31 protein-coding genes are annotated in these 24,551 nt (G+C 42.6%); 17 read left to right on the top strand and 14 right to left on the bottom strand.

The features are described from left to right. The first annotated feature begins 115 nt into the window (after positions 1-115). A complete protein-coding gene (locus tag CE058_RS20680; protein ID WP_163144913.1) occupies positions 116-958 on the top strand; it encodes an alpha/beta fold hydrolase in 843 nt (280 codons plus the stop codon). A gap of 40 nt (positions 959-998) precedes the next feature. Here CE058_RS20680 and CE058_RS20675 read toward each other — a convergent pair whose 3' ends face one another. Further along, entirely contained in the window at positions 999-1,259 is a 261-nt protein-coding gene (locus CE058_RS20675; protein WP_163144912.1) for a DUF1871 family protein, read from the bottom strand. A 113-nt stretch (positions 1,260-1,372) separates the two neighbouring features. Between CE058_RS20675 and CE058_RS20670 the strand changes: the two genes are divergently transcribed. Then, positions 1,373-2,542: a MalY/PatB family protein gene (locus CE058_RS20670; RefSeq protein ID WP_163144911.1), complete on the top strand. Its 1,170-nt coding sequence runs from the start codon at positions 1,373-1,375 to the stop codon at positions 2,540-2,542. Between the two features lie 573 nt (positions 2,543-3,115). Here the strand turns inward: CE058_RS20670 and CE058_RS20665 are convergent. The 5 genes from CE058_RS20665 to CE058_RS20645 form a co-directional block, all read right to left on the bottom strand. Next, positions 3,116-3,955: a nuclease-related domain-containing protein gene (locus CE058_RS20665; RefSeq protein ID WP_227888696.1), complete on the bottom strand. Its 840-nt coding sequence runs from the start codon at positions 3,953-3,955 to the stop codon at positions 3,116-3,118. Positions 3,956-4,119: 164 nt separating this feature from the next. Beyond that, entirely contained in the window at positions 4,120-4,494 is a 375-nt protein-coding gene (locus CE058_RS20660) for a PH domain-containing protein (RefSeq protein WP_035332043.1), read from the bottom strand. A gap of 99 nt (positions 4,495-4,593) precedes the next feature. Continuing rightward, entirely contained in the window at positions 4,594-5,157 is a 564-nt protein-coding gene (locus CE058_RS20655; protein WP_048011703.1) for a superoxide dismutase family protein, read from the bottom strand. Positions 5,158-5,302: 145 nt separating this feature from the next. Beyond that, a complete protein-coding gene (locus CE058_RS20650; protein ID WP_035332039.1) occupies positions 5,303-5,512 on the bottom strand; it encodes a hypothetical protein in 210 nt (69 codons plus the stop codon). A 75-nt stretch (positions 5,513-5,587) separates the two neighbouring features. Further along, entirely contained in the window at positions 5,588-6,319 is a 732-nt protein-coding gene (locus tag CE058_RS20645; protein ID WP_048011702.1) for a peptidylprolyl isomerase, read from the bottom strand. Positions 6,320-6,441: 122 nt separating this feature from the next. Between CE058_RS20645 and kapB the strand changes: the two genes are divergently transcribed. Further along, complete coding sequence (gene kapB / locus CE058_RS20640) at positions 6,442-6,822, top strand: kinase-associated lipoprotein KapB (RefSeq protein ID WP_048011701.1); 381 nt, start codon at positions 6,442-6,444, stop codon at positions 6,820-6,822. Between the two features lie 39 nt (positions 6,823-6,861). On the opposite strand, the gene kapD is transcribed toward kapB, so the two are convergent. Continuing rightward, positions 6,862-7,482 (bottom strand): 3'-5' exonuclease KapD, encoded by a 621-nt coding sequence (gene kapD / locus CE058_RS20635; RefSeq protein WP_048011700.1) that lies wholly within the window; start codon positions 7,480-7,482, stop codon positions 6,862-6,864. A gap of 237 nt (positions 7,483-7,719) precedes the next feature. Between kapD and CE058_RS20630 the strand changes: the two genes are divergently transcribed. Further along, positions 7,720-8,262: a hypothetical protein gene (locus CE058_RS20630; RefSeq protein ID WP_163144909.1), complete on the top strand. Its 543-nt coding sequence runs from the start codon at positions 7,720-7,722 to the stop codon at positions 8,260-8,262. Between the two features lie 43 nt (positions 8,263-8,305). Here CE058_RS20630 and CE058_RS20625 read toward each other — a convergent pair whose 3' ends face one another. After that, on the bottom strand, positions 8,306-8,524 hold the full coding sequence (locus CE058_RS20625) for a hypothetical protein (protein ID WP_048011699.1): 219 nt from the start codon (positions 8,522-8,524) through the stop codon (positions 8,306-8,308). Between the two features lie 451 nt (positions 8,525-8,975). On the opposite strand from CE058_RS20625, the gene CE058_RS20620 reads away from it, so the two are divergent. The 7 genes from CE058_RS20620 to mnhG are packed head-to-tail and all read left to right on the top strand — an operon-like array spanning position 8,976 to position 14,732. Continuing rightward, positions 8,976-11,378: a Na+/H+ antiporter subunit A gene (locus CE058_RS20620; protein ID WP_048011698.1), complete on the top strand. Its 2,403-nt coding sequence runs from the start codon at positions 8,976-8,978 to the stop codon at positions 11,376-11,378. Continuing rightward, entirely contained in the window at positions 11,365-11,787 is a 423-nt protein-coding gene (locus CE058_RS20615; RefSeq protein WP_048011697.1) for a Na(+)/H(+) antiporter subunit B, read from the top strand. Before CE058_RS20620 ends, CE058_RS20615 begins: the two co-directional genes overlap by 14 nt. After that, positions 11,787-12,128, top strand: a complete 342-nt coding sequence (locus CE058_RS20610; protein ID WP_035332022.1) for a Na(+)/H(+) antiporter subunit C — start codon at positions 11,787-11,789, stop codon at positions 12,126-12,128. The genes CE058_RS20615 and CE058_RS20610 overlap by 1 nt, the downstream gene beginning before the upstream one ends. Beyond that, positions 12,121-13,614 carry a Na+/H+ antiporter subunit D gene (locus CE058_RS20605; protein WP_163144908.1) on the top strand — a complete coding sequence of 498 codons (1,494 nt, stop codon included), beginning with the start codon at positions 12,121-12,123 and terminating at the stop codon, positions 13,612-13,614. Before CE058_RS20610 ends, CE058_RS20605 begins: the two co-directional genes overlap by 8 nt. Positions 13,615-13,616: 2 nt before the next feature. Next, positions 13,617-14,093, top strand: coding sequence for a Na+/H+ antiporter subunit E (locus tag CE058_RS20600; RefSeq protein ID WP_048011694.1), 477 nt, complete (start codon positions 13,617-13,619; stop codon positions 14,091-14,093). Then, on the top strand, positions 14,093-14,377 hold the full coding sequence (locus CE058_RS20595) for a Na(+)/H(+) antiporter subunit F1 (RefSeq protein ID WP_163144907.1): 285 nt from the start codon (positions 14,093-14,095) through the stop codon (positions 14,375-14,377). Before CE058_RS20600 ends, CE058_RS20595 begins: the two co-directional genes overlap by 1 nt. Then, on the top strand, positions 14,361-14,732 hold the full coding sequence (gene mnhG / locus CE058_RS20590; RefSeq protein ID WP_163144906.1) for a monovalent cation/H(+) antiporter subunit G: 372 nt from the start codon (positions 14,361-14,363) through the stop codon (positions 14,730-14,732). Before CE058_RS20595 ends, mnhG begins: the two co-directional genes overlap by 17 nt. A gap of 187 nt (positions 14,733-14,919) precedes the next feature. Here the strand turns inward: mnhG and CE058_RS20585 are convergent, their stop codons facing one another. Beyond that, positions 14,920-15,303, bottom strand: a complete 384-nt coding sequence (locus CE058_RS20585) for a hotdog fold thioesterase (RefSeq protein WP_163144905.1) — start codon at positions 15,301-15,303, stop codon at positions 14,920-14,922. A gap of 107 nt (positions 15,304-15,410) precedes the next feature. On the opposite strand from CE058_RS20585, the gene CE058_RS20580 reads away from it, so the two are divergent. Beyond that, entirely contained in the window at positions 15,411-15,593 is a 183-nt protein-coding gene (locus CE058_RS20580) for a hypothetical protein (protein WP_048012007.1), read from the top strand. Positions 15,594-15,689: 96 nt separating this feature from the next. Here the strand turns inward: CE058_RS20580 and CE058_RS20575 are convergent, their stop codons facing one another. Beyond that, positions 15,690-16,313 carry a DedA family protein gene (locus CE058_RS20575; protein ID WP_163144904.1) on the bottom strand — a complete coding sequence of 208 codons (624 nt, stop codon included), beginning with the start codon at positions 16,311-16,313 and terminating at the stop codon, positions 15,690-15,692. Positions 16,314-16,505: 192 nt separating this feature from the next. Between CE058_RS20575 and CE058_RS25370 the strand changes: the two genes are divergently transcribed. After that, positions 16,506-16,961: a YuzC family spore coat inner layer protein gene (locus CE058_RS25370; RefSeq protein ID WP_262174614.1), complete on the top strand. Its 456-nt coding sequence runs from the start codon at positions 16,506-16,508 to the stop codon at positions 16,959-16,961. Positions 16,962-16,997: 36 nt separating this feature from the next. On the opposite strand, the gene CE058_RS20565 is transcribed toward CE058_RS25370, so the two are convergent. The 3 genes from CE058_RS20565 to CE058_RS20555 all read right to left on the bottom strand — a co-directional run bounded on the left by CE058_RS20565 (position 16,998) and on the right by CE058_RS20555 (position 20,009). After that, positions 16,998-17,246, bottom strand: coding sequence for a hypothetical protein (locus CE058_RS20565; RefSeq protein WP_163144902.1), 249 nt, complete (start codon positions 17,244-17,246; stop codon positions 16,998-17,000). A 273-nt stretch (positions 17,247-17,519) separates the two neighbouring features. Beyond that, positions 17,520-18,650, bottom strand: coding sequence for an alanine dehydrogenase (gene ald, locus CE058_RS20560; RefSeq protein ID WP_076258171.1), 1,131 nt, complete (start codon positions 18,648-18,650; stop codon positions 17,520-17,522). Positions 18,651-18,767: 117 nt separating this feature from the next. Next, on the bottom strand, positions 18,768-20,009 hold the full coding sequence (locus CE058_RS20555; RefSeq protein ID WP_048012001.1) for a PucR family transcriptional regulator: 1,242 nt from the start codon (positions 20,007-20,009) through the stop codon (positions 18,768-18,770). Positions 20,010-20,295: 286 nt separating this feature from the next. Between CE058_RS20555 and CE058_RS20550 the strand changes: the two genes are divergently transcribed. Then, complete coding sequence (locus CE058_RS20550) at positions 20,296-21,705, top strand: alanine/glycine:cation symporter family protein (protein WP_048012000.1); 1,410 nt, start codon at positions 20,296-20,298, stop codon at positions 21,703-21,705. A 54-nt stretch (positions 21,706-21,759) separates the two neighbouring features. Here the strand turns inward: CE058_RS20550 and CE058_RS20545 are convergent, their stop codons facing one another. Next, positions 21,760-22,002: a hypothetical protein gene (locus CE058_RS20545; protein WP_163144901.1), complete on the bottom strand. Its 243-nt coding sequence runs from the start codon at positions 22,000-22,002 to the stop codon at positions 21,760-21,762. 181 nt (positions 22,003-22,183) lie between these two features. Between CE058_RS20545 and CE058_RS20540 the strand changes: the two genes are divergently transcribed. From CE058_RS20540 to CE058_RS20530, 3 genes are read left to right on the top strand one after another with little or no spacing between them, the layout of a single operon-like run. Continuing rightward, a complete protein-coding gene (locus CE058_RS20540) occupies positions 22,184-22,957 on the top strand; it encodes an SDR family oxidoreductase (RefSeq protein WP_163144900.1) in 774 nt (257 codons plus the stop codon). Between the two features lie 38 nt (positions 22,958-22,995). Beyond that, entirely contained in the window at positions 22,996-23,352 is a 357-nt protein-coding gene (locus CE058_RS20535) for a hypothetical protein (RefSeq protein WP_076258166.1), read from the top strand. Then, positions 23,353-24,375, top strand: coding sequence for an alpha/beta fold hydrolase (locus CE058_RS20530; protein ID WP_048011996.1), 1,023 nt, complete (start codon positions 23,353-23,355; stop codon positions 24,373-24,375). The last annotated feature ends 176 nt before the right edge of the window (positions 24,376-24,551 follow it).

The raw sequence follows: 24,551 nt of genomic DNA, 5'->3' as shown, positions 1-24,551 counted from the left end.
TTCGAAAAATAAATGTGTCACTTTCATTATTTATTAATTTCTTTAAAATCATATGTGTCAAGATTAAGATTAAGGGGAAAATACTGTGAAACTGAGTCTAGGAGGGGGAAGGCCCATGGAACAAGCGACATTTTCAGGAACAGAGCCAATTAATGGAACAGATGTTTATTATGAATACTATAAGCATGAGTCCTCCAGGAATACCCTGGTTCTGCTGCACGGTTTTCTTTCGTCCACCTTTAGCTTTCGCAGGCTGATCCCTCTGCTGCAAACGGAATTCAATGTGGTTTCGATGGATTTACCGCCCTTCGGCAAAAGCGGGAAATCCCAGCAGTTCGTCTACTCCTATAAAAACCTGGCTGATACGGTTATCCGCTTATCAGAAAAACTGGGCTTTGAAAAAGTCACTTTAATAGGGCATTCCATGGGAGGACAGATCGTATTAAATGTTGCACATTCCAACCCTGATCTGGTTGATCAGGCCGTACTGCTGTGCAGTTCCGGGTATATGAAACGAATGAAGCCGCATATCATCTTTTCAAGCTACATACCATTCTTTCATCTGTATGTGAAATTATATCTTCAGCGCTCAGGGGTAAAACAGAATTTAAAAAATGTTGTCTACGATCATTCCATGATTGATGATGAAATGCTCTATGGCTATTTGTCGCCCTTTTTAGAAGATGATATTTTCCGGGCCTTAACCAGGATGATTCGCGACAGGGAAGGCGATATGCCTGCTGCTGCATTAAGGAAAATAGAAACACCATGCCTTCTAATATGGGGAGAACACGACAGGGTTGTTCCGCTTCATATCGGAAAACGGCTGAATAAAGATTTAAAGAATTCCAAACTGGTGGTGTTAAAAGATACCGGTCATCTCGTGCCGGAAGAGCGGCCGGAAGATGTTCTAAAGCACATTCGGAGTTTTGTAAATTCCGTTCAAGTGTGCAGATGAAAAAGGCAGCCCCCGGGTCGGAGAGCTGCCTTTTTTCACTTTACATAGCGCAGGAGCCATTATTCTTGATTTCAAGAAGACGCCCGGAGATTTCTATGCAATTTTCCAATGGAATGATTTCCTCAAAGGAAAATTCATATATGGATTGAATCTTTCTGGCTAATTTCACCTGATCATCCAAATCATGGACTGCCTGAACTGAATCTGCAATTTCAGTGTCATAGTTGCCCGGCCCAACTCTAAATGGATCCCACTGATCCAGTGTATAAACAAGCAAAAGATTCGTTTGCTGAATTTCCATTTTATCACCTGATTATTATTCGGCTGAACGAAGCCGCAATATTTTAATTTTTAGCATCAATATCATATCATAGAGTCAGGATACATAAAAGAATTCTAAAGGCGGTGACAGAGTTGGATCGTTTTCATTTCCATCAAAAAATCAGCAGGGAAAATACAGCTTCTGTTAAGTGGGATCGGACCAGGGAGGTTTTCGGCAGATCCGATGTATTGCCGATGTGGGTAGCGGACATGGATTTTCAGCCACCCGAGGAAGTAAAAAAAGCCATCGAGGAAAGAATAGCTCATGGAGTCTACGGATACACATTTGCTCCTGATTCAACCGCAGACTCTATCGGACAGTGGCTTTACAGGCGGCATGGCTGGAAAATTAATAATGAGTGGATTTTATACAGCACGGGAGTGGTTCCCTCCATCGCAACTGCGATCCAGGCTTTTACGGAAAAAGAGGAGAAAGTAATGCTCCAGTCTCCCGTATATACTCCTTTCTTTGAGATGATTAAACAGAATGGCCGCAAAGTCGTTAATTCTCAGCTGAAGCTCGAGAACGGCCGGTACGAAATTGATTTTGCCGATTTTGAAGACAAATTGAAAGAAGGAGTGAAACTATTCCTCCTATGTAATCCGCACAATCCTGGAGGCCGCATGTGGACAGAAGAGGAACTTAGGAAAATAGGGGAGCTATGTGTAAAATATAGTTGCCTTATTCTTTCCGATGAGATCCATTCTGATTTAATTTATAAAGGCCATAAGCATTATCCCATTGCTTCAATGGATCCACAATTTGCAGACATTACGGTCACCTGCATAGCTCCGACAAAAACCTGGAACCTTGCAGGGATCCAGGCTTCAGCTGCCATTATTAGCAATGAGAAGCTGCGAAAGGCATTCCAGGCAGAACAGCACAAGCAAGGATTCTTTACGCTGTCGGCCTTCGGCATCATTGGCATGGAGGCAGCTTACCGCCATGGCGAAGAATGGCTCGATGGTCTTATGGATTATCTCGCTGAAAATAAACGGACAGCAGCTGAATTTATTGGTGAGCACCTTCCCGGTATTCGCCTGATGGAGCCGGACGGCACCTATCTCCTATGGCTGGATTGCCGCGAATTGGGATTAAGTGATGCCGAACTGCGCCAAAGGCTTTTGGAAAAAGGAAAACTCGCATTGGAGCCTGGCCCGAAATACGGCCAGGGCGGTGAAGGCTTCGTCCGGATGAACATTGCCTGCCCGCATGAAGTATTGGCGGAGGGACTGGATAGGCTGAAGCGGGCCTTTGAGTAATAGTGTGTGGAGGCACGGCTGGAAGGCCGTGCTTTTTTGCGTTGTGCGGAGATTGCGGTGGCCGGTCTGATTAAGTACCCTTTTCGTTGGTCGTTCTTCATTTTGGACGTTATTCCCTCTGATTAACTACCATTTTTCTTTGGTCGCTCCACTTTTGGGCGTTATTCCCTCCGATTAACTACCAGTTTCTCTAGTCGCTCTCCATTTCGGCGTTATTCCCTCTGATTAATTACCATTTTCTCTAGTCGCTCTCCTTTTTCGGCGTTATTCCCTCTGATTAACTACCAGTTTCTCTAGTCGCTCTCCATTTCGGCGTTATTCCCTCTGATTAATTACCATTTTCTCTAGTCGCTCTCCTTTTTCGGCGTTATTCCCTCTGATTAACTACCATTTTTCTTTGGTCGCTCCACTTTTGGGCGTTATTCCCTATGATTAATTACCATTTTCTCTAGCCGCTCTCCTTTTTCGGCATTATTCCCTCTGATTAATTACCATTTTCTTTAGTCGCTCTCCTTTTTCGGCGTTATCCCCTCTGATTAATTACTTAATCACCTCAAACCTCTTCTCCTGTATTTACCTTCTTTGATAATATGAAGCTTTCCCCCTCCCTTTTTTCTCATAATTTCTCACTAGTATCCTCCGCACAGTCTTCCCAGACCCTACACCACCGCACCAATCCACTATCGTATTTGTAGTAATTTTCCTATCTGGAAACAGAACCCTAAATTCATTCACGCAACGCAGTATCGCAGTGTCTGCCTTTTCTTTCAAACCACATTCCCCGCACGTTAAGTATCCTTGAGTAAAGGGGGTCAAGAACGAGGAACACGAATCACACGGGATCCCTTTTCGCAATTGGGCATAGTTATATTCTGGTATTCTCATGTAGGGGTTCTCTTTCAGACAGCGGGCATTTAACTGCTCCGCGAGCTTCATATTTCTGAATTTCGCCGCAGTTGGAGTATTTTTTAATTTTTCAAGAAATCGTTTTAGCTGTGAAGGAAATACTGCGGAAATATTTAGCGGAGCCTGATAAAGCTGAAATCCGGGGTTGATAAATATCAGATGAGATTTGATGGGAAGATGAAAACCGATTTCTTTTAGGAGTCCCCGCAATAGTGTTTCACATCGCTGCAGCTGAAAAAGGGGATTTTTTATTTCCGTTTTGGACGGAAGGGAGTACCACCTTTCGTTTTCTATGCAATAGTCACCTTCGTAGTTTTTTACTTCAAAGACAAAAAGAGTGCTGCCGGTGATAAGGAGGGTATCGATTTGGAGAAGGGTATTGCTGTTTTCCAGCAGGAGATCATTTAGAATGATGAAATCGTCGTGTAAGTCCTGAAGTTCCCTGTCAAAATGAAGCTCGCCTGCATAGCCCTTCTCTAAAAACAGATACTGATTTTTATCCTTCAAAGGCAGCTCTAGACGGCTGGTCAGGATGCGGAGCAATTCCAGCTCCCTTGGTTCGAAACGGGGTCTATTAATCATATTTCACCTCTAGTATTGAATTAATTTCATTTTATGAAAATTTTTCCAAACTCACAAGTAAAATCCCCTCGCACTTCAAGCAAGGGGATTTACAGTACATATTCAGCAAGCACGCTCTGCACTTCGTAGATGTTCAAGTTTTTATTAAAATGTTTTTCAATTGGTTCGTCTGATCCTGAGATCCAAATTTTTAATTCGGCCTCCAGATCGAAGCTGCCTGCGGTTTCAATGCTAAAATGGGTAATGTTTTTATAAGGGATGCTGTGATACTCGATTTTTTTCCCTGTGATTCCCTGCTTATCCACCAGAATCAGGCGCTTGTTTGTAAAAATGAATAAATCACGGACCAGCCTGTAGGCTTTTTCAACCTGTTCACTTGGAGCAAGGACGGCTGAAAATTCGTCCTGCACCTCCTTAATGTCCGCTTCGGAGGCATTGCCGATAAAGCCATCGAAAATTCCCATTTAACTAACCTCCATTTATAAGATTAACTCCATTATACGGATCGTCCTGAAAAATTCCCAGTGATAAAGGCTTTCCCTTCCCGGAAAGCCTTCACTTATTTATTCTTCTGTTGACTGATCATCCTGTGCTTTTTTCTGCCCTTCTTCTTTTTTATCTTTTGAAATACGGCCGCAGGCAATGCGTTCTCCGGAATCACCTGCCGGCTGGGTCATGCCATCATCCGGCCCGTCATGGATGACAATGGAGGTCCCTTCCTTTGTCAGCAATGAAGTTTTGTCTTCTTTTAACGTGACCTGAGGCGCCATAAAATCAATCTTAACTTTGCCGTCATCCTCGACAATCAGGTTGGGAAGATCACCCGCATGGGATCCTTTTGGATGAAGCAGACCATGCTCCTTATTATCAGGATTGAAATGATTCCCGGCGGATTTGAAATCAGGGGGTTCACATTTTGCTTCTTCATGGATATGGATAGCAAGCTCCCCCGGCGGCAGCCCGCTCAGATCTCCGGTCAATTTTACTCCGCTCGCTTGTTCCTGCACCTTAATGGTGCCTAATGAATCACCTGCAGCATTATACATTTCGACTTCTGTATTTGTAATATTCTCTTCCCCGCAGCCGGACAGAAGAAGAAAAACACCAAGCATCAAACCTTTTCTCATGATTGAATCCTCCATCAAAAGACAATTTGCCTTTAGTGTTGCCCAATCACATTATTAATAAACAAGAGCAGCGCAAGTGCCATGCTCACCTCCGACTCCTGGGAGCTTGGCCTAGATCTTACCAAAAAAAAAGAAGAACAGCCGCTCAGCTGTTCCCCTCTTGTCTATTTTGCCTGTCAATGCGCTCTTCAAGCTCTTTCGCTTTGGCTGCTTCGCGCCTTGATACACGGATAATTAATCTCATGGTAAGAATGGCCCCAATTAAGAAGATGGCAAACGTTAAAGCTGCCGGGCCGTATTCTGATTTATCTTCAGGAAAATACAAAAACAGTGACAGTACATACCATTGCAGCATTCTAATCCATCCTTTCTGCTAAAAGCAGTGTCCATTAAATTATTATATCAGCAAAGGTTGCACAGTCCAATGAACTTATTTCAATACCTCGATCTTTTCAATAACCACATCTTCCGCAGGCTTGTCCTGTTCGGCTGTTTCAACCGCTGCAATGCTGTCGACTACATCCATTCCCTCAACAACCTGTCCAAAAACGGTGTGCTTATTGTCAAGCCAAGGTGTACCGCCTTTTTCATAAGCTTTAATGATTTCTTCCGGATAACCTGCTTCTTCCATCTTTTCCTTCATACTAGGATCAAGTGTCGTGTTCTGAACTATAAAGAATTGGCTTCCGTTTGTGTTTGGACCGGAATTCGCCATGGATAAAGCTCCGCGAATATTATAGAGCTCATTGGAGAATTCATCCTCAAATGCTTCACCGTAAATGCTTTCTCCGCCCATGCCGGTTCCCTCAGGATCGCCGCCCTGAATCATAAAGTCCTGAATGACACGATGAAAAATCAAGCCGTCGTAGTAGCCATCTTCACTGTGCTTAATGAAATTTTCAACAGCTTTCGGGGCCTGGTCCGGGAAAAGTTTAATTTTAATATTCCCTTTTGATGTCTGCATTTCCACCAGTCTTTCATTTCCCTGAACTTCTTCAGTCAGCTGCGGAAAATTGTCTGGAGTTTCACTTGACTGGTTATTTGTCTGTTTTTCTTCAGTCTCAGAGCCATTTGCATTGTCCGCTTCTTTTTCAGTGCTTGTCCCGCATGCTGACAGGATAAACATCAGAATTAGAATGGGAGTTAACATTCGCCATTTCATTATTTTTCAGCCTCCTATAAAAAACTAATCATTTTTTAGCTTACCTGATTTATTGAAAATTTGCACTTTGTTTTTTCAGGCTTCATAATAGGGCTAAAGAAAATGAAAAAGGAGAGGTTAGGTTGGCAGAAGTAAAGATAGGCGACAAAGTAACAGCCATCTATAAAACAGGCAAGTATATCGGGGAAGTGACAGATATCCGGCCGCAGCATTACCTGGTCAGAGTGCTTGGGGTCCTAAAGCATCCAATGCAGGGCGATTTGCATAATCCTAAAGAAGCGGACGTGATGCTTTTTCATGAACGCCGCGCGCTTGCTTACAGAGAGCAGACCAATGTGCCTAAGCAAATGGTAAAGCCCTTCGCAGAAGAAATACCAGATTATAAGGATTCGCTTCAAATAGCACTGGATAGAATGAGAACGGAGCTGGAAGGAGATTCTTCTCCATGGGCTGAGCAAAGCATAAGAAATCTCGACTCATTGGAGAAAGATTATTTTAAGTAAAATGAATACAAGCCAAATCGCTTTGATGGATTTGGCTTGTCAGGCAAATTTATTAAACAGCTTCGAGAAGTCCACCCGGTCGCCAATTGTCGTAGGCTCCGGCTTTTGCAGATACTTTTTATCCTTTTCTACCAGTCTGAAAATATTGTAAGTCGTCAAGGCATCATCCAGTGCTCGGTGATGTTTTCCAGTTCCTTCTTTGCCGTATTCCTGAACCGCTTTCCATAATCCTGTCTGGTTTTGGTCCCCAAAGAATCGCTTATATTCCATCGAAAGATCCACTTCCCTGCCCCTGAATGGAAAATCCACTCCAGCCTGGATACAATTATTTCTAAGCACCTTCATGTCCATATTTCCCCACGTAACGATTGTGCAGGAACGATTTCTGTTCATATCCTTCATTTTCTTGACCAATTCAAGAAAATCCATTCCCTGATCTACTTGGTCCTGTGATATATGCAGAAAGGATTTGCATCGCTCGGACAATATCGGAAACCGGACAGGAGTTACATATGAAGAGAACTCTTCACAAACCTGATTGCTGATAACTGATACAATGCCGGCTTCGATAATTTCCGGAAAAAAACCTCTGAAAGCATTGCCTTTATCAGGCATGGTAAACTCAAAATCAATAAATAAGTATTGATGTTCCTCCCCCATGTTTTCACCTGCTTTCCCTTAAGATTTAACGGACTTAATTTCTTATATTATAGCATGAAATATTTAAATTTTCTGATCAAATTGCTTTTATGCCGGAATTTCTCCATCGCTCTCCTTATCTAGCTATCTATTATGGAATAACCCCCCGGCAAGCTGTATATTTCCATTCTTCCCAGCATAAACATAAACCATATTCTAGTAATCTTAAGAGACAAATAGAGATAAAGGGGGCAGAGTATGAAAAAAGGAATGTGCTGTTTTTTGTTTGCAGTCCTGCTGTTCGTGGGATCCCTAATGCCTGCGAAAGCTGCTGATGCTGAAAAAGAGTTTGAAGACATACTCGAAGAACAGCTTCGAAGCACAGTCCATTATTACAGCGAAAACTCCTTTTCAGTCATCGATGCGTACGGAATGCAGGGACAGGTAACAAAGATCGTTACATCTGATGACCCGCAAACATCAGAAAATGAAGAGGTTATTGAGGAATATACTTCCCATATCGGCATTGTTTTTTTAGAATTGGAACAAAAACGAGATGACTTATTTATATTTAAGAAAAAAGATTTCTTTTATTATGATTTTGACAAAAAAGAATTTCTGACAGCATCCAATGTGCTTGGCAATGAATCAATCAGGGAGTTTTTTGAACGGTATGTTGATAATATCGAAAAAAGCATTACCCCCTTCTCCAAGTTACTCCTCCTATTCTTCCTTTCCTTTATCATTACGGTTCCGCTAGCCATCATGATTTTCCAAAACCGCGGCCGCAGTAAAACTTAATACAGCAGAAAGAGAGGATGTGCCAAAGCACACCCTCTTTTTCTTATGAAGCCGTCTGTATCCTCACATATTCCCTAGGCTCAAACACCTTCAGCTTTTGTTCTTTTCCAGCTTCCATTTTATAATCTGCAGGTAATAATTCGACCACTTCTTCGTCTGCCGGAATATAGAATTCCCTTTTGGTTTGGTGGTTCAATATCCAGGCGCCTGCAAACAGCAGGGCAAAGATTGTAATGGCTGCTGAAATTTTATGTTTAATCATGCATAACACCACCTACTAATAGTGTGCTTGAATGAATGATTTTTTATACAAATGTGCTTTCTTTTTATATATTTTTTCAAAAAAATTTTTCCTGATACATTCGTGTTTCTACCTATTTAATAAGAATGGATAAATCCTTTGCTGATAAGGGTTGGAAGAATGCACAGACTTTCTTTTTAGGTTATAATTTGTTCTGAGGTGCATGAACGGATAGTAATGATGAATATGGCACGACTGTCATGCCTGCCCTGGCTGGATAATATGGGGGAAGGTGGAAAAACTTTTATTAAGCGCTTACTAATTGCAGAAATAGATTATACATTCTGCGGAAGAAAAATACATTATTCCAAATATCCATCCTGAACCGTTAGATGCCATAAGCGGCTTCATCAAGCTGCCTGATAGGATACTTTGTTAAATAACACGCAATTAATTTAAAGGGGGTAATGTCTTGTCTTTGCTTCACCTGGCAATAATTTCACCATTTTTGCTTGCCATCCTTGTGCCTATTGCGTACAAGCTGTTCAGGCAGATACATACGGGTTGGTTTGTACTTCCTCTGCCAATCCTTTTATTCAGTTATTTTATTTCTTATTTATCCATCACCTCCAATCAGCAGTCCGTCACAAAGTCTTTTTCGTGGATACCCGCTCTGGGGATTGATTTCACGGCAAAAGTAGACGGTCTCGGTTTGCTTTTTGCTTTGCTGATTACCGGTATAGGATCATTGGTTGTTCTGTATTCCATCTATTACCTTGATAAAAATAAAGAAAAACTGAACACCTTCTATGTGTACTTGCTTCTATTTATGGGAGCCATGCTTGGGGTTGTCCTATCTGATAACCTGATTGTGCTTTATACCTTCTGGGAATTCACGAGTTTTTCTTCATTCCTGCTAATCGGGTATTGGTACCACAGAGAAAAATCAAGATATGGCGCACAGAAGTCGATGATCATCACCGTTTTCGGCGGTCTTTCTATGCTTGGAGGCATCATCCTTCTTTATTTGATGACAGGCACTTTCAGCATTTCGGAAATTATCGCTGGATCAGATGAGATATTTTCACATTCATTATTCGTTCCTGCTCTGCTTTGCTTTTTGCTTGGGGCTTTTACCAAGTCCGCGCAGTTTCCATTTCACATCTGGCTGCCGGATGCCATGGAAGCTCCAACACCCGTCAGTGCATATCTGCACTCGGCAACGATGGTTAAAGCCGGCATTTATTTAGTAGCACGTATGAGTCCGGTATTTGCTGAGCATTCGCTCTGGTTCTGGCTCATTGCTGGATTTGGCATTACAACATTATTCTGGGGTTCCTTTTCAGCTGTCAAACAGACTGACCTTAAAGCCATTCTGGCTTTCTCAACAGTCAGCCAGCTGGGGATGATCATGTCCCTTCTCGGCATCGGCGCTGCAGCGCTTCACTTTGAAACAGTGGATGACAGTTATTTTACGGTTGCCACTACAGCTGCTGTTTTTCATTTGATCAACCATGCCACCTTTAAAGGAAGTCTCTTCATGGTAGCCGGAATTGTCGATCATGAAACCGGAACCCGTGATATCCGCAAGCTTGGCGGTCTTATGAACTTTATGCCGATTACCTTTACTTTGGCGATCATCGGCACATTTTCCATGGCAGGGCTTCCGCCTTTCAATGGGTTCTTAAGTAAGGAAATGTTCTTCACAGGTATGGTCCGTGTTTTGGAAATGGATATTTTCAATTTGGATACATGGGGATTCTTGTTCCCTGTTATTGCCTGGGTGGCAAGTGTATTCACGTTCATTTACAGCATGATCCTTGTATTCAAAACGTTCACAGGAAAGTACCAGCCTGAACAATTAGAAAAGAAACCGCATGAAGCTCCAATCGGGATGCTGATTTCACCCATTATCCTGGCTTCATTAGTTATCATTATCGGTTTCTTCCCTAATATTATTTCAAACACGCTCATCTCCCCGGCACAGGCAGCCATCATGCCTGTTGAAGGGTATGTATATGATACTCATATATACTTCTGGCATGGATTTACGCCTGAACTGTTCATGACTTTAGGTGTTATTACATTGGGAATTCTGCTCTTTGTCACTCTGCCAAAGTGGAGAAAAGTATATGATTTCTTCCCTGAAAAATTGGCTCTGAATCGTTTTTACGATTCTATGCTGGAAGTATCACAGAGGGCTTCCTTCAACTTAACAAGATTATATATGAACGGATTCATCAGAACCTATCTTGTGTATATTTTTTCATTTTTCATTGTTGCTCTGGCTACCACCCTGGTTCTGAAAGATGCTTTTAAATTCGATACGAGCGATGTCGCAACCATCCATTATGCTGAGGTTCTGCTGGCATTAGTCATCGCTGCTGCATCTATTTCCATTCTTTTTGTAAAGTCCAGAATGACATCCATCATTCTGCTGGGGGCAGTCGGATATACCGTTTCATTGTTCTTTGTTATTTTCAGGGCCCCTGACCTTGCATTAACACAGCTTGTAATCGAAACTATTTCTGTCTCTTTGTTCCTGCTGGCTTTCTACCATCTGCCAAAGCTCCGGCATGAGGAGCGGATGGGATTTAAAATGACGAATGCCCTTATTTCTGTTGGAGTGGGTGCAATTGTAACGATGATTGCCCTATCTGCGCACAGCAATAAGATGTTTCCTTCAATTGCGCAATATTACGTCGAGAATACGTATAAGGAGGCAGCCGGGAAAAACATGGTAAACGTTATTCTTGTTGATTTCCGGGGCTTTGATACCATGTTTGAAATTACGGTTCTTGGAATTGCAGCTCTTGGAATTTTCGCTATGATCAAACTTCGCCTGGAAGGGGGAAAGAAAAATGAAAACAAATGATATCATTTTGCAGACCGCTACAAAAGTAGTTTTGTTTCTCATTGTTCTTTTCTCTGTCCATATCTTTTTTGCCGGCCATTATACACCGGGCGGCGGATTTGTTGGGGGTTTGCTGACATCAGGGGCAATCGTGCTGCTGCTGCTGGCTTTTGATATGAAAACAGTCTCCAAGATTCTTCCTGTCAATTATATTCACATGATTGCAGTCGGACTGCTTTTTGCGATTGGTACAGGGGCGGGAGCATTGCTATTTAATGTCCCTTTCCTTACCCATGCTTTTGGACATATTGACCTGCCAGTTCTGGGGGACACTTCCCTCCATACAGCTACACTGTTTGACCTTGGTGTTTTTCTGGTTGTTGTTGGCGTTACGATGACCATTATTCAAACGATAGGGGAGGATGAATAATGGAAATATTAATGGCTTTCGTAATTGGAATTTTATTTATGTCAGCTACTTATCTCATGCTGTCAAAAAGCTTGCTGCGCATAATTGTCGGAACCGGGCTTTTAAGCCATGGGGCACATATGCTTATATTAACGATGGGCGGCTTAAAAAAAGGGGCTGCCCCGCTGCTGGGTGAAAACGCACCCTCCTATACCGATCCGATTCCCCAGGCTCTTATCCTGACAGCAATTGTAATCAGCTTCGGGGTCACTGCGTTTTTCCTGGTTCTGGCTTACCGTGCCTACCAGGAGCTTGGCACTGATAATATGGATCGAATGAGAGGAACTGAAGGAAATGATTAACTTTTTAATATTGCCCATCCTGATCCCTTTAGTTACAGGTGTCCTTCTCATCTTCGCTTCTAAAAGAATCATGCTGCAAAGGTGGATTGCAGGCATATCATCAGTGATTGCGATCATTTTCTCAGCCCTGCTGGTTCAGAAGGTCCGAGTCAGCGGGATCCAAACGCTGGATGTTTCAAGCTGGGAGGCTCCTTTTGGGATCACGCTTGTCTCTGACATGATGTCAGCTCTACTGGTGCTTACAACCAGTATAATCGCATTTCTATGTCTGATTTATTCATTTTGGAGCATCGGGGAAGCCAGAGAGAAGTTTTACTATTATGCTGCATTCAACTTTTTAATTGTTGGCGTAAACGGTGCCTTTACAACAGGGGATATCTTCAACCTTTTCGTTTTTTTCGAGGTTATGCTGATGGCTTCGTATGTTTTGCTTGTATTAGGCGGAAAGAAGGCACAGCTTAGGGAGTCCATTAAATACATCCTTGTGAATGTAATATCTTCCGCTCTGTTTGTTATAGCTGTTGCCTATCTTTATTCTGTAGTAGGAACGCTTAATATGGCGCATATATCCGTCCGCATCAGCGAAGCCAGCCAAGGGAATCCCCCAGGAATCATTACAGTGATTGCTGTGCTATTTTTAATCGTATTTGGATTGAAAGGCGCCATTTTTCCTTTATATTTCTGGATGCCAGGTTCTTACTATGCACCGCCTGCTCCTGTTTTGGCTTTATTCGGAGCGCTGCTGACAAAGGTCGGAGTTTACTCTATTACAAGAACCTATACGCTGTTCTTTTATCACGATACTGGCTTTACCCATCAGCTCTTGAGCTTTTTGGCAATTATGTCGATCATCGCCGGAGTCATTGGGGCAATTGCCTACTGGGATATTAAGAAAATCATCATCTACAATATCATCATTGCTGTAGGGGTAATTTTGTTCGGAGTATCAGCTATGACGACTGATTCCCTTACCGGGTCAATCTTCTACTTGATTCATGATATGATTATTAAGGCATCTCTATTCTTACTTGCCGGCATCGTGATTGCAATTACCGGGACAAGCAATTTGCATAAGATAAGCGGGCTGATCAAGCGCTATCCCGGTCTGGGATGGACCTTCTTCATCGCAGCGCTTGCTCTTGCGGGAATCCCTCCATTAAGCGGGTTTGTTGGAAAGCTTCTAATTGTTAAAGGCGGATTCGAAGCAGAACATTACTGGGGAGCAGGGATTGTCTTATTGTCCAGTCTTCTTGTGCTGTTTTCAATCATGAAAATCTTCATTAATGGCTTTTGGGGTACACCTCGCGCCTATAATGAGGAAGACAAAGTGCCTGTCGGCAAAATGTTGATTGCACCAGTAATACTTGTTATCATTGCCGTTTTCTACGGAGCCGGCTCGGAGTTTGTTTATCCGTATATCTTACAGGCTGCTGAAACTCTTGCAAATCCGGAAATATATATTGAAGCAGTTTTAAAGGAGTATTGAGTATGGCATTTCAAATATTATTAAATGTGTTCCTTGGGTTTATGTGGATGTTTTTAACAGGATCATACGAACCGGTTGCGTTCCTTAAAGGATACCTTTTTGGCCTGCTCATCATCTTTACTTTCAGAAGATTTTTCGATTCACGCTTTTATCTATTAAGAGTTGTAGCGGTAATCAATCTATTGTTTCTTTTCATCAAAGAGCTTATCTTAGCGAACATCGGCGTGCTTAAAGTATTGTTAAGACCCAAACTTGATTTGCGGCCAGGCATTTTCGCCTACCCTACTGTTCTGAAAAAGGACTGGGAAATAACAGTGCTTTCGAATTTGATCACACTTACTCCGGGGACATTGGTTGTAGATGTTTCCCCGGATAATAAGATTCTTTACATTCATGCAATTGATATTGAAGATGCAGAGGAAACCATTGATTCTATCCGGAATTCGTTTGAAAAAGCAATCTTGGAGGTGAGCCGGTAATGCTGAATACTGTTGTTCTAAGTGCCATCCTTATCATTTCGGCTGCCACCATCGGTTTGATCTACAGAGTAATTAAAGGGCCGACTACGCCAGACCGTGTAGTCGCACTTGATGCTATTGGCATAAATCTTGTTGCAATTGTTGCATTGATTTCTATCGCCCTTAATACAAGTGCATTTGTGGAGGTTATCCTTCTGATCGGGATTCTTGCCTTTATAGGGACCGTGGCCTTCTCTAAATATCTGGAGAAGGGGGTTATTATCGAAAATGATCGAGATCGCTAATATTGTCATTATTGTGCTGATTATTCTAGGAGCCTTTTTAAGCCTTGTCGCTGCATATGGCGTTATCAGGCTTCCTGATATTTATACCAGGAACCATGCGGCATCAAAGTCCGCTACACTGGGGGTTATGTCCATACTGCTTGGAGCCCTGCTGTTCTTTTATGTTAAAGATGGCTTTTTCAATTCCAGAGTGCTGCTCGGAATTGTATTCATCTTCATGACATCACCTGTAGCCGGGCATTTAATTGCCCGGGCAGCCTATAACTCCGGTGTAGAGCTATGGGATAAAAGTGTACAGGATGACTTGAAAGATGCACCACATATGAAAAAGGCAAGCAGCAAGGAACAATCATAAAGTGAAACTTCAATCAGTGGAGTTTTTTCCCACTGATTGTTAGTTGAACCAATCGGGCCTTTACGGGCAGTTTGACCCCGCTTATCCTCCTTGATTCCTCTGAGTCTTGAAGTGGGGGTCTTACTGCCCGTTATACTGCGATAAATAGGAAAACCGCAAGAGAAATCCTCTTGCGGTTTTTTATTATTTATTTTCTTTTTATTACTGCCATGGTACATCTTGATGTGCATACCAGTTTGTCATTTTCATCTGTTATTTTGATATCCCAGACCATTGTAGTTCTTCCCTGATGCAGCACTGATGCGACAGCCGTCACGGTCCCATCTTTTTTGGCACGTATATGGTTAGCATTGATCTCAAGCCCTGCAACGGATTCCGTTTCTTTGTCGCAAAGTTCAAACGCTCCGATGCTTGCAACAGTTTCCGCAAGGGCGACAGATGCCCCTCCATGCAGGAGGCCAAACGGCTGCCGGGTGCGTTCATCAACAGGCATAGTGGCAACAACACGGCCTTTTTCAAGTGACACGATTTCCATTCCGAGTGTTTCGATTAGAGTACCTTTCAATTCCATTCCCCAATCCCCTTTCGCTATGTAAAATGTTGTCATACTATACTTCATTATATAAGAACAAACTATGGATGTCCTCTTGGACAATCACAAAAAAAGAGGTGACCGTCATGGATCGTGTACGCGAAGGATTAATTCCGGCTGTTCTCGGCACCGCTGTTACTGCGGCAGGCTATGCAATGAAACAAAACCGCAGAACAAACAATATGTTATCAGATACCATCGTTGGTTTTGGGCTCGCCCATATCGTACTTGGAGCCATCGACCTGGTAGAGCACCGCAATCAATACTAAGTTAGAAAAGCGCAAGCGCCTTGCCCACCCCCGACACCTCGAGGGGTAGGCGCTGGAACTAGACATATAAAAGGCAGCATCTTGCTGCCTTTTATATTATAATCCCAGCCCCTGATCATGCAGCTTTTCCTGCTCTTTTCCGCGTTTTTTTCTGGTAATGCGGAAAATAAGGAAGATTGCAGCTAAGCCTGCCAGGCCAATCAGTATTTCCTTTTCATGTTTGAAAATAGTGTCAATATGATCTCCAAATACGTAGCCGATCGCGAAGGCTAAAGACAGCCATATCAGTGCGCCGCTGTATGCAAATAATGCGAATTTTTTAAATGGCAATTTACTGAAGCCGTATAAAAAAGGGAGGAAGTTTCGGATACCCGGAACAAAATAGCTGAAGGAGAGGGAAAAGGCATGATACTTTTCCATTAACTTTAAAGAAGAATCAATCGTTTTAGACATCCTTTTGCTTTTTTGAAAGTACTTTAGCAAAGGCCTTCCAATCAAACGCCCGATGGTATAACAGGTTGACAATGCCGCCAAAATGCCAAGATAAATGACAATGAATGCAAGCACAGGGTGAAGTGTTCTTAAAGAGGAAGAAAGTCCAACAGTCATAACAATCAATTCATTTGGCACAGGAAAAATAAAAACTCCTACCCAAAGCCAGAGAAAAAGCCCCAAATATCCGTTATTTTCAATGATTTCCAAAATCAGTTCCAGTTCCATTCGGGGCCTCCTATCTATGTAAGCTATGCACAATTATTTACCACACTAATATATTCTTCATTCCCTTCTTTTACCCCTTTTCTAATAATATCAATCCTTTTAAAAATTTCTCTTCCTATCCACCATATGCCTAACCTTTAGCGAAACAATTTTGTTCCTTCATAGGAAAAGCCTTGTTTTCATATATTGGGAATGCGTGCATTTATTATTAATCGAAAGGGGCAGAACCGGATGTACCCCTATTATTATTTTCGCTACCCAAAGCCCGGATATAATCCTCAGCAGCAAAGCTGCTGGACTTATCCCCAGGCCTATCAGACTTATTATCACCCTGTGCATTTCTACAGGACCTTGCCTGCTGTCGATCCCCAAATGTTCATGAGCTCTGCAAAAAAAATGGAGGTCCTCATGAGAGATGCCAGCACATTGCTTGTAAATATGGCAGAGTCAAAAAAGTTTTCTTATGAACTGATGTCAGCGGCCCAGCAGTCCAACAAGGCGGCAGTCGAAAATCTGCTGAAATCGACAGGCATCTCGCGAGTCCCTTCTGTTGACTATACCCCCGACGGGCTAAGACTTCATTTCGAATCAGACAAAGAGGATCCTCAGAAATGCTGTGATTTAACGTTAAAACTGAGATGGATGTAAATAAAAAGCTCTCAATTAAGAGAGCTTCTCACGTGTTTAGCGGTAATAAGGGTTTCCATATGGGCCATAGCCAGGGTATCCGCCACCGCCGTAAGGGGCATATGGTGCTCCTGGCGGGCCATAGAAAGGCGGTGGAGGCGGAGGGCCGTAAAATGGACGTGGAGCAAATAAAGCTGCTCCCAGCCCGCCTCCCAGGAAACCGCCAAGCAAGCCGCCGACGAAAGGAGCTCCTAAAAAGAAAAACCTTTCGTTCCCGTTTCTATATGGGCCTCTATAATAATACATGCAGGGTAACCTCCTTCATTTTCAATCCCTTCTCTATTTAATATGCAGATGTCCTTATTTTGAGTGGGCTACTAGAAAAGCGGAAGCGCCTTGTCCACCCCCGACAAGCACAAGACGATCCTCCATAAAGGCGTCCTTTGCCTTTTTGGGGGATTGGCTTGTGACCTCGAGGGGGTAGGCGCTGGAGCTAGACAGCACTAGAAAAACGGAAGGCGCCCTGACTGCACAAAACAAAATCCCCTTAGCCTTTTGGCCAAGGGGATTTTTGGTATATTAGTTAGCTGCTTTTACTTTAGCAAATGCATCTTCGACAGATACATACTCATAGCCAAGGTCTTTAGCAACCGCTGGGTATGTGATGCTTCCGTTTACAACGTTTACGCCAAGTTTTAGTGCTGCATTGTCTTCAATCGCTTTTACAACACCTTTGTTTGCAATTTGCAGAGCATAGTTGATTGTAACGTTTGTAAGAGCAATTGTAGATGTTCTTGGAACTGCACCAGGCATGTTTGCAACAGCATAGTGAACAACGCCATGCTTATCATATGTTGGATTGTCATGAGTTGTAATGTGATCAACAGTCTCGAAAATACCACCCTGGTCAATCGCTACGTCAACAACTACTGAACCAGGCTTCATTGTTTTAATCATTTCTTCTGTTACAAGCTTAGGCGCTTTCGCTCCCGGGATCAGAACCGCACCAATTACCAGGTCAGCATCTTTTACGGCTTCTGCGATGTTGAAAGGATTAGACATTAAAGTTTGGATGCTGTTTCCGAAAATATCGTCAAGCTGGCGTAGACGCTCTGGGCTTAAGTCGATAATTGTAACTTGTGCGCCAAGTCCGATTGCCATTTTCGCTGCGTTGATTCCAACCACACCGCCGCCAACGATGGTAACTTTACCGCGTGATACCCCTGGAACACCTGCTAGAAGGATTCCCATTCCGCCATTCGTCTTCTGAAGGAATTGAGCTCCAATTTGAGCAGACATGCGTCCTGCAACTTCACTCATTGGAGTTAGAAGAGGCAATGTGCGGTTTACTTCCACTGTTTCATAAGCAATCGCTGTAACACCTTTTTCAGTTAATGCTTTTGCAAGCTCAGGCTCTGCTGCAAGGTGAAGATATGTGAAAAGAACCAATCCTTCACGGAAATAGCCATACTCGGAAGCTAGCGGCTCTTTAACCTTCATAACCATTTCAGCTGCCCATGCTTCTGCAGCAGTATCTACGATAACGGCTCCTACTTCAGTATAATCTTCGTTAGTGAAACCGCTTCCAATTCCTGCATCGATTTCTACTAATACTTTATGTCCGGACTTTACTAATGCGTCAACGCTTGCTGGTGTCGCAGCAACACGATTTTCGTTATTTTTAATCTCTTTAGGTACTCCAATAATCATGGAAAAATCCCCTTTCAATCTATCAATTATGATATTTACTATTGTCAGTATAATAATTTAAGTAAAGCGCTGTCATTGTTAAATCGGTAAAATAAAAGAGCCTCCATTTGTGAAAATCTACAAATGAGGGCTCTTCTTTTCCATTCTCCGGATTTTTAGTTCAAGATATAAAGAAAGTTTTGTATTTGTATTCTTCAAGTCAACTTTCCCAATATCGGTTATCCTCTTTAATCGGTAATTCAGTGTATTCATATGAATATGCAGCTTTTTAGCTGTTTCATTCACATTGCTGTCATGATCGATGAAGGCTTCAAGAGTAGTGAGCAGATTGGTCCGGTGCTCAAGGTCATATTTAGTAATCTTTTCGATAGCAGGGTGCTCATACGGTTCCTGCCGTTTCTTTTCAAGGATGGCATCAAGGTAGCGGAAAATGCCAAGCTGCTGATAGCTATAAATATGATGAATCTCTTCCGGAAATTGTTCTTTAAGACGCAGGACCTGCAATGCCTCCTGATAGCTTTTTTCCACTTTTTCAAAGTGCTGATAAGTGGTTCCTGTTGCCCCGGTAATATGATCGATGCCAAAACGTGATTTCATTTGATCAATGAAAAATTGGATGAATTCAATAAAAGTATTTTCAGCTAAAGCAGGTTCAGGCGGCACTGCTAAAATAACGAATTCATTCCCCATCGCGGCATGGAAGGTTATATGAACCTTTTGGCTTGTCGTGATCAGATAGATGATCTTTTGCTCTATTTTAGAGGTAACCTCTTCTTTAAACCTAAACACCAGCACAGCAAAAGGTGATGGCGGTTTTATGCTTAAATCCTCAAATCTCTCTGAGATTTCATCATGGGTATGAAAACGGCCGGTTAGCAGTTCCCAGAAAAAATCCCGGTAGCCTTCAGCTCTTTTTTTCTTCTGGGCGTTTAATCTTAACATTTCCGTCCTTGCAGACTGTGCGGCCAGCTTTAGCATATTCAGCTTGCTATCTGTTAAAGCGGCTTCTTCTTCAACTGCCCAGATGTAGCCTAATACTTCATTATGATTACGTATTGAAATGGCTACCCGATTTCCCAGTCCGATCTCCTTTATTTCAGGAATTCTAAGCGGTTCGCCGCTTTGCATTAGCTGCGGAATCACACGATCCTTCCATAAGCGATTAATCACCTTCTCAGGGACCTTTCTGCTGATGATTGTAGCGATTCTCGCGGTATCGGTCTGGTCATCATGTGTACTGTATGCCAGCAGGCGATGATTAACATCTTCTATTGTAACAGGGCATTCCAGGACATCGCGGATCTTATCTACCAGTTCCTCCAGATCACTAAATGCCCTCTTAAACGGATCTTTTTCCATTTTATTATCACCCAATCGTAAAACTTCTTTAAACTGCACTTTCTCTATCCTATTATATTATACCTCAATGCCACCCTGTACTCTACCAAAGCCCTCATGCCTATTCGACAAAATTCGAGCGGTGCTCCTCCCCGTTTTTATAAAATTTCTAATAGTTTTACTTTTAAAATTTGACTTGAAGTTATATTCAGATAATTTTACAATAGGACATGCTCACAAAAAAAGCACATATTAATAGTTTTACTTACAGTATTTGAAAGCGTTAACATCTAGGAGGCGATGATTTATGCTTGAGACGCTTAATAAAATTAACGGGGTGCTCTGGGGCACACCAAGTTTGATCTTGCTGTTTGGTACGGGTGTTCTTTTAACATTCATGCTGAAGGGTCTTCAATTCAGAAGGCTGATATATGCATTTAAATTAGGATTTACAAAAGAAGGACAGGCTTCATCCAATGATGAGGGCGATGTCAGTAACTTTAAAGCTCTAATGACCGCTCTTGCAGCAACCATTGGTAATGGTAATATCGCCGGTGTTGCCACTGCGATTACACTCGGCGGACCAGGAGCCATCTTCTGGATGTGGGTAGTTGGTTTGCTTGGTATGGCAACCAAATATGCCGAAGCATTACTGGCAATGAAATACCGTGTTAAAAATGCAAATGGCGAGTACTCCAGCGGACCGATGTATTATGTGGAACGCGGTCTCGGCAAAAAGTTTAAATGGCTTGCAGTTGCCTTTGCAGTCTTTGGTGCATTTGCGGCACTGGGCATTGGAAACAGTGTTCAATCGAATACGATTGCAGCTGTTATGGATACTTCATTCGGGATTAATAATTGGGTAACAGGTGTCGTACTTGCTGTGTTGGCTGCCTTAATCATCTTTGGCGGCATTCAGCGCATCAGTACTGTAGCAGGATTCTTTGTTCCAGTCATGGCTGTTTTATATATTGGCGGAGCATTACTGATACTCGCTGTTAACTATGATCAAATCATTCCTGGTTTCCAGACAATCTTCTACTATGCCTTCAATCCGGTAGCAGCGACAGGCGGTTTTGTCGGTGTTGTCGTATCCGAAGCAATCAAGAATGGTGTTTCAAGGGGTATTTTCTCTAATGAAGCCGGTCTTGGTACAGCAGCGCTTATTGCAGGAAACGCAAAGACAGACCATCCTGTAAAACAGGCTCTTGTTGCGATGACTGGAACATTTATTGTTACAATCGTGGTTTGTACGATGACCGGACTGGTGCTTATCATGACTGGTTTCTGGGACACAACAGGCGGATTGATTTCAGGCGTGGCGCATAACGGAAGCCTTGACGGCGGGGCATTAACAAGTGCAGCCTTTGCACATGTCCTTGGAACAGCGGGTGAATATATCGTTGCATTCTCTGTTATATTCTTCGGCTTCTCTACAATCGTCGGCTGGTATGTATATGGTGAAAAATGCTTTGAATACCTTGTTGGCACAAAAGGAATTATGGGATACCGTGCCATTTACATCTTCGCAACTGGCATCGGTGCGGTGGCCAACTTAACTACTGTTTGGGCATTCGCAGACATGGCAAATGCATTAATGATGATTCCTAACTTAATTGCATTAATTCTCTTAAGCAAAGTGGTTGTTAAAGATACTAATGAATTCTTTGAAAATCATTATAAAGCAGCCAATAAGCAGTTAAATAAGGCTAGCTAATATATGTAAAATAAACACAGGTCCCTTGATCTGTGTTTGTTTTTGTTTAGTATCCTAAAACGGAAATAACGACAGTTCATTCCTCTCGTAAATATAGGCAAATATCCGGTAGTGGTAAAGAAATTCGCCAGTGAATATTCCTTCTTCTTCAAAAGAATAAGCATCTAAAAACGCTTCTATTCTGTCTTCATCTTCTTCATCCCATACTCCAGTCATCCAGACTTTATAAGCAAGCTTGCTGTTTAAAACGGGATATCCGCTTTCTTTAAAAAGCTCCTCGATTTGCTCCCTTTCCATCTTTTCGCATCCCTCCCCCGTTTGTTATCCATCCTTTTCTGTTTTTGTCTTCCTTATACATTTTTGGGACAAGGCAAATATACAATTTTAGCACCACAAGAGGTGAACTTGTCTATACTATATCGAAGTCTATTTTAAATATCAGGATTGCTTACTACTAACAAATAAGGGAGGGATAACGTTGGAATTGTACGAGCTATTTCATTTAGGCAATAAAACAGCCATTGTCACTGGAGGAGGACGCGGACTCGGTGAGCAAATGGCAAATGCACTTGGGGAAGCAGGAGCAAATGTTGTCGTCTGCTCACGCAGAATTGAAGCATGTGAGCATGTCAGAAAAAACCTTGAAGCCAAAGGAGTTAATGCTCTTGCCATCGAATGTGACATCACCAAGGAAGAAGACATTCAGAAGGTCATCCAAAAGACCCTGGAGACATTTGGAAGCATCGATATCCTCATTAACAATAGCGGTACATCCTGGGTTGCACCTTTTCTGGATCTGCCTGCCGATAAATGGGACAAAGTCATGGATGTGAACTTAAAGGGGCTGTTTTTATTTTCACAGGCTGCCGCAAAAGTGATGACGAAGCAGGGAAGCGGCAAAATCATTAATATTTCTTCCGTAAATGGAATGAGGGGCACTCACTCGGCATTTCTTGATGCAGTGCCTTACAGCACAAGTAAAGGAGCAGTTATCGCACTTACAAAGGATTTAGCTGTAAAATTGGCTCCTGCCGGCATTCAAGTAAACGCTATTGCTCCAGGCTTCTTTCCTACCAAAATTACAAAAGTCCTTGAAAAATCGAGTTCAGTCATTCTCAGAAAGATTCCTGCCGGAAGATTTGGCAGCGAACATGACTTAAAAGGAGCAGCTGTCTTTTTATCATCCAAAGCGTCTGATTACGTGACAGGACAGGTATTAGTCGTAGATGGAGGAATGACGGTATCCCTTTAAGGTTTCACAGAGCTAACTTCATAGAAAGGAGAAAGTTTATGTCTATTAACCATACAGAAGCCCTATTGCAGGCAATAAAAAAGTTAGGGACAAAAGTGGAAAGAGAACTGAATGAATCTATTCAGAACTCTATCAACAAAGAAGATATTTTCAAAAACTTAGTCACCCGTTCCGAGGTGACTGCAGCAAGCATGAAAAAACTCCGGGACGCCATTGAAACACTATCCATCCCTCTTAACTTTCCTACCAAGACCGACGTGGCAAATGCAGCAAAACTCACTGTTCAGGCTGAAGAAAAAATGGATCAGATTGACGAAAAAGTTATCGCTTTGGCCAGATCTATTGAGGAAATAAAAAAAGCACTCGGCAGCCCTGCTGAAAGCGCGGAAAAATAAATGGAACAAAATACAGCTTCCAAAAAACTGTTTGGATTCGTTAATACTCTTTTACAGCCTGATCCGGAGATCAATTTAACTCCAAGGACTGCAGTCTGGAAAAGAAATAAGGCAACTCTCTGGCACTATGCCCCTGCCAGCAAAAAATACAGTATCCCCATTTTCCTTGTCTATTCACTTGTCAATCAGCCCTTTATCTTAGACCTGGGACCACAGAACAGTTTAATCGAAGCTTTGGTTAACAGCGGGTATGATGTCTATTTGCTGGATTTCGGGATTCCGGGCTATGAGGATAAAGACATTACGATGGAAGATTATATTACTGAATACATCCAGAAGGGGGTAAAAAGAGCTTTATATCACTCGGGAGCAGACGAAATAACTGTGATGGGCTTTTGCCTGGGAGGCACCTTTGCAGCCATTTATGCGGCCATTGCGGATGAACCGGTCAAAAACTTAGTATTGTCTGTAGCACCAGTTGATTTCAGCATTGTCCCGGTCTTTGATAAATGGGCAGATGAACTGCGAAATGGAGAAGGCAGCCTGGAAACCACTTTTGATGCATGGGGACTTATCCCCGCCTTTGCCATTAAATCAGGTATGCGGCTATTTACTTCCCCCCTCTATTACTCTCCATATTTATCGCTTCTGGCCAGAGCCGACGATGAAGCATATGCGTCCCGCTGGAAGCGATTTAACCATTGGACCAATGGCCATATTCCATTTGCAGGGGCTGCACTGAAGCAAATCCATCAAGATCTTTTAAAAGACAATAAGCTTGTGAACGGTACATTAACGATCGGAGAAAAGAAAGCCGCCATCAGTAATATTAAAGCTAATTTGCTCGCTGTCGCGTCAGATAATGACCGACTTGTGCCAAAAGAGCAGATTCTTCCGGTCATGGACCTGGTGTCCAGTGCTGATAAAACTTTTCATCTCCTTCAGGGCGGGCATGCCAACCTTACTTCAGAAGGAAAAGTTCCTGACTATATGGACAAATGGCTGTCAGCAAGATCAGGATAAAGTGAAACTTCAAGCAGCGGGGGTTTTCTTTATCCCCCATTGCTTGTTAGTTGAGGCCCACAGGACAAGGAAGGCTTCGTCAGCATGAGCATCGCACGACCGAAAGCGGCAGCTTTTGGGAGGATGTGGCGTTCTTAGTCTTTGTCCTTCTTTCGGGCCTTTACGGGCAGTTTGAC

It is taken from the genome of Bacillus sp. 22-7, assembly GCF_010628845.1.
GTDB classification, from domain to species: Bacteria; Bacillota; Bacilli; order Bacillales; family Cytobacillaceae; genus Cytobacillus; species Cytobacillus firmus_B.
Note: the sequence above shows the minus strand (reverse complement) of the source record. Positions and strands in the feature narration are given on the sequence as shown.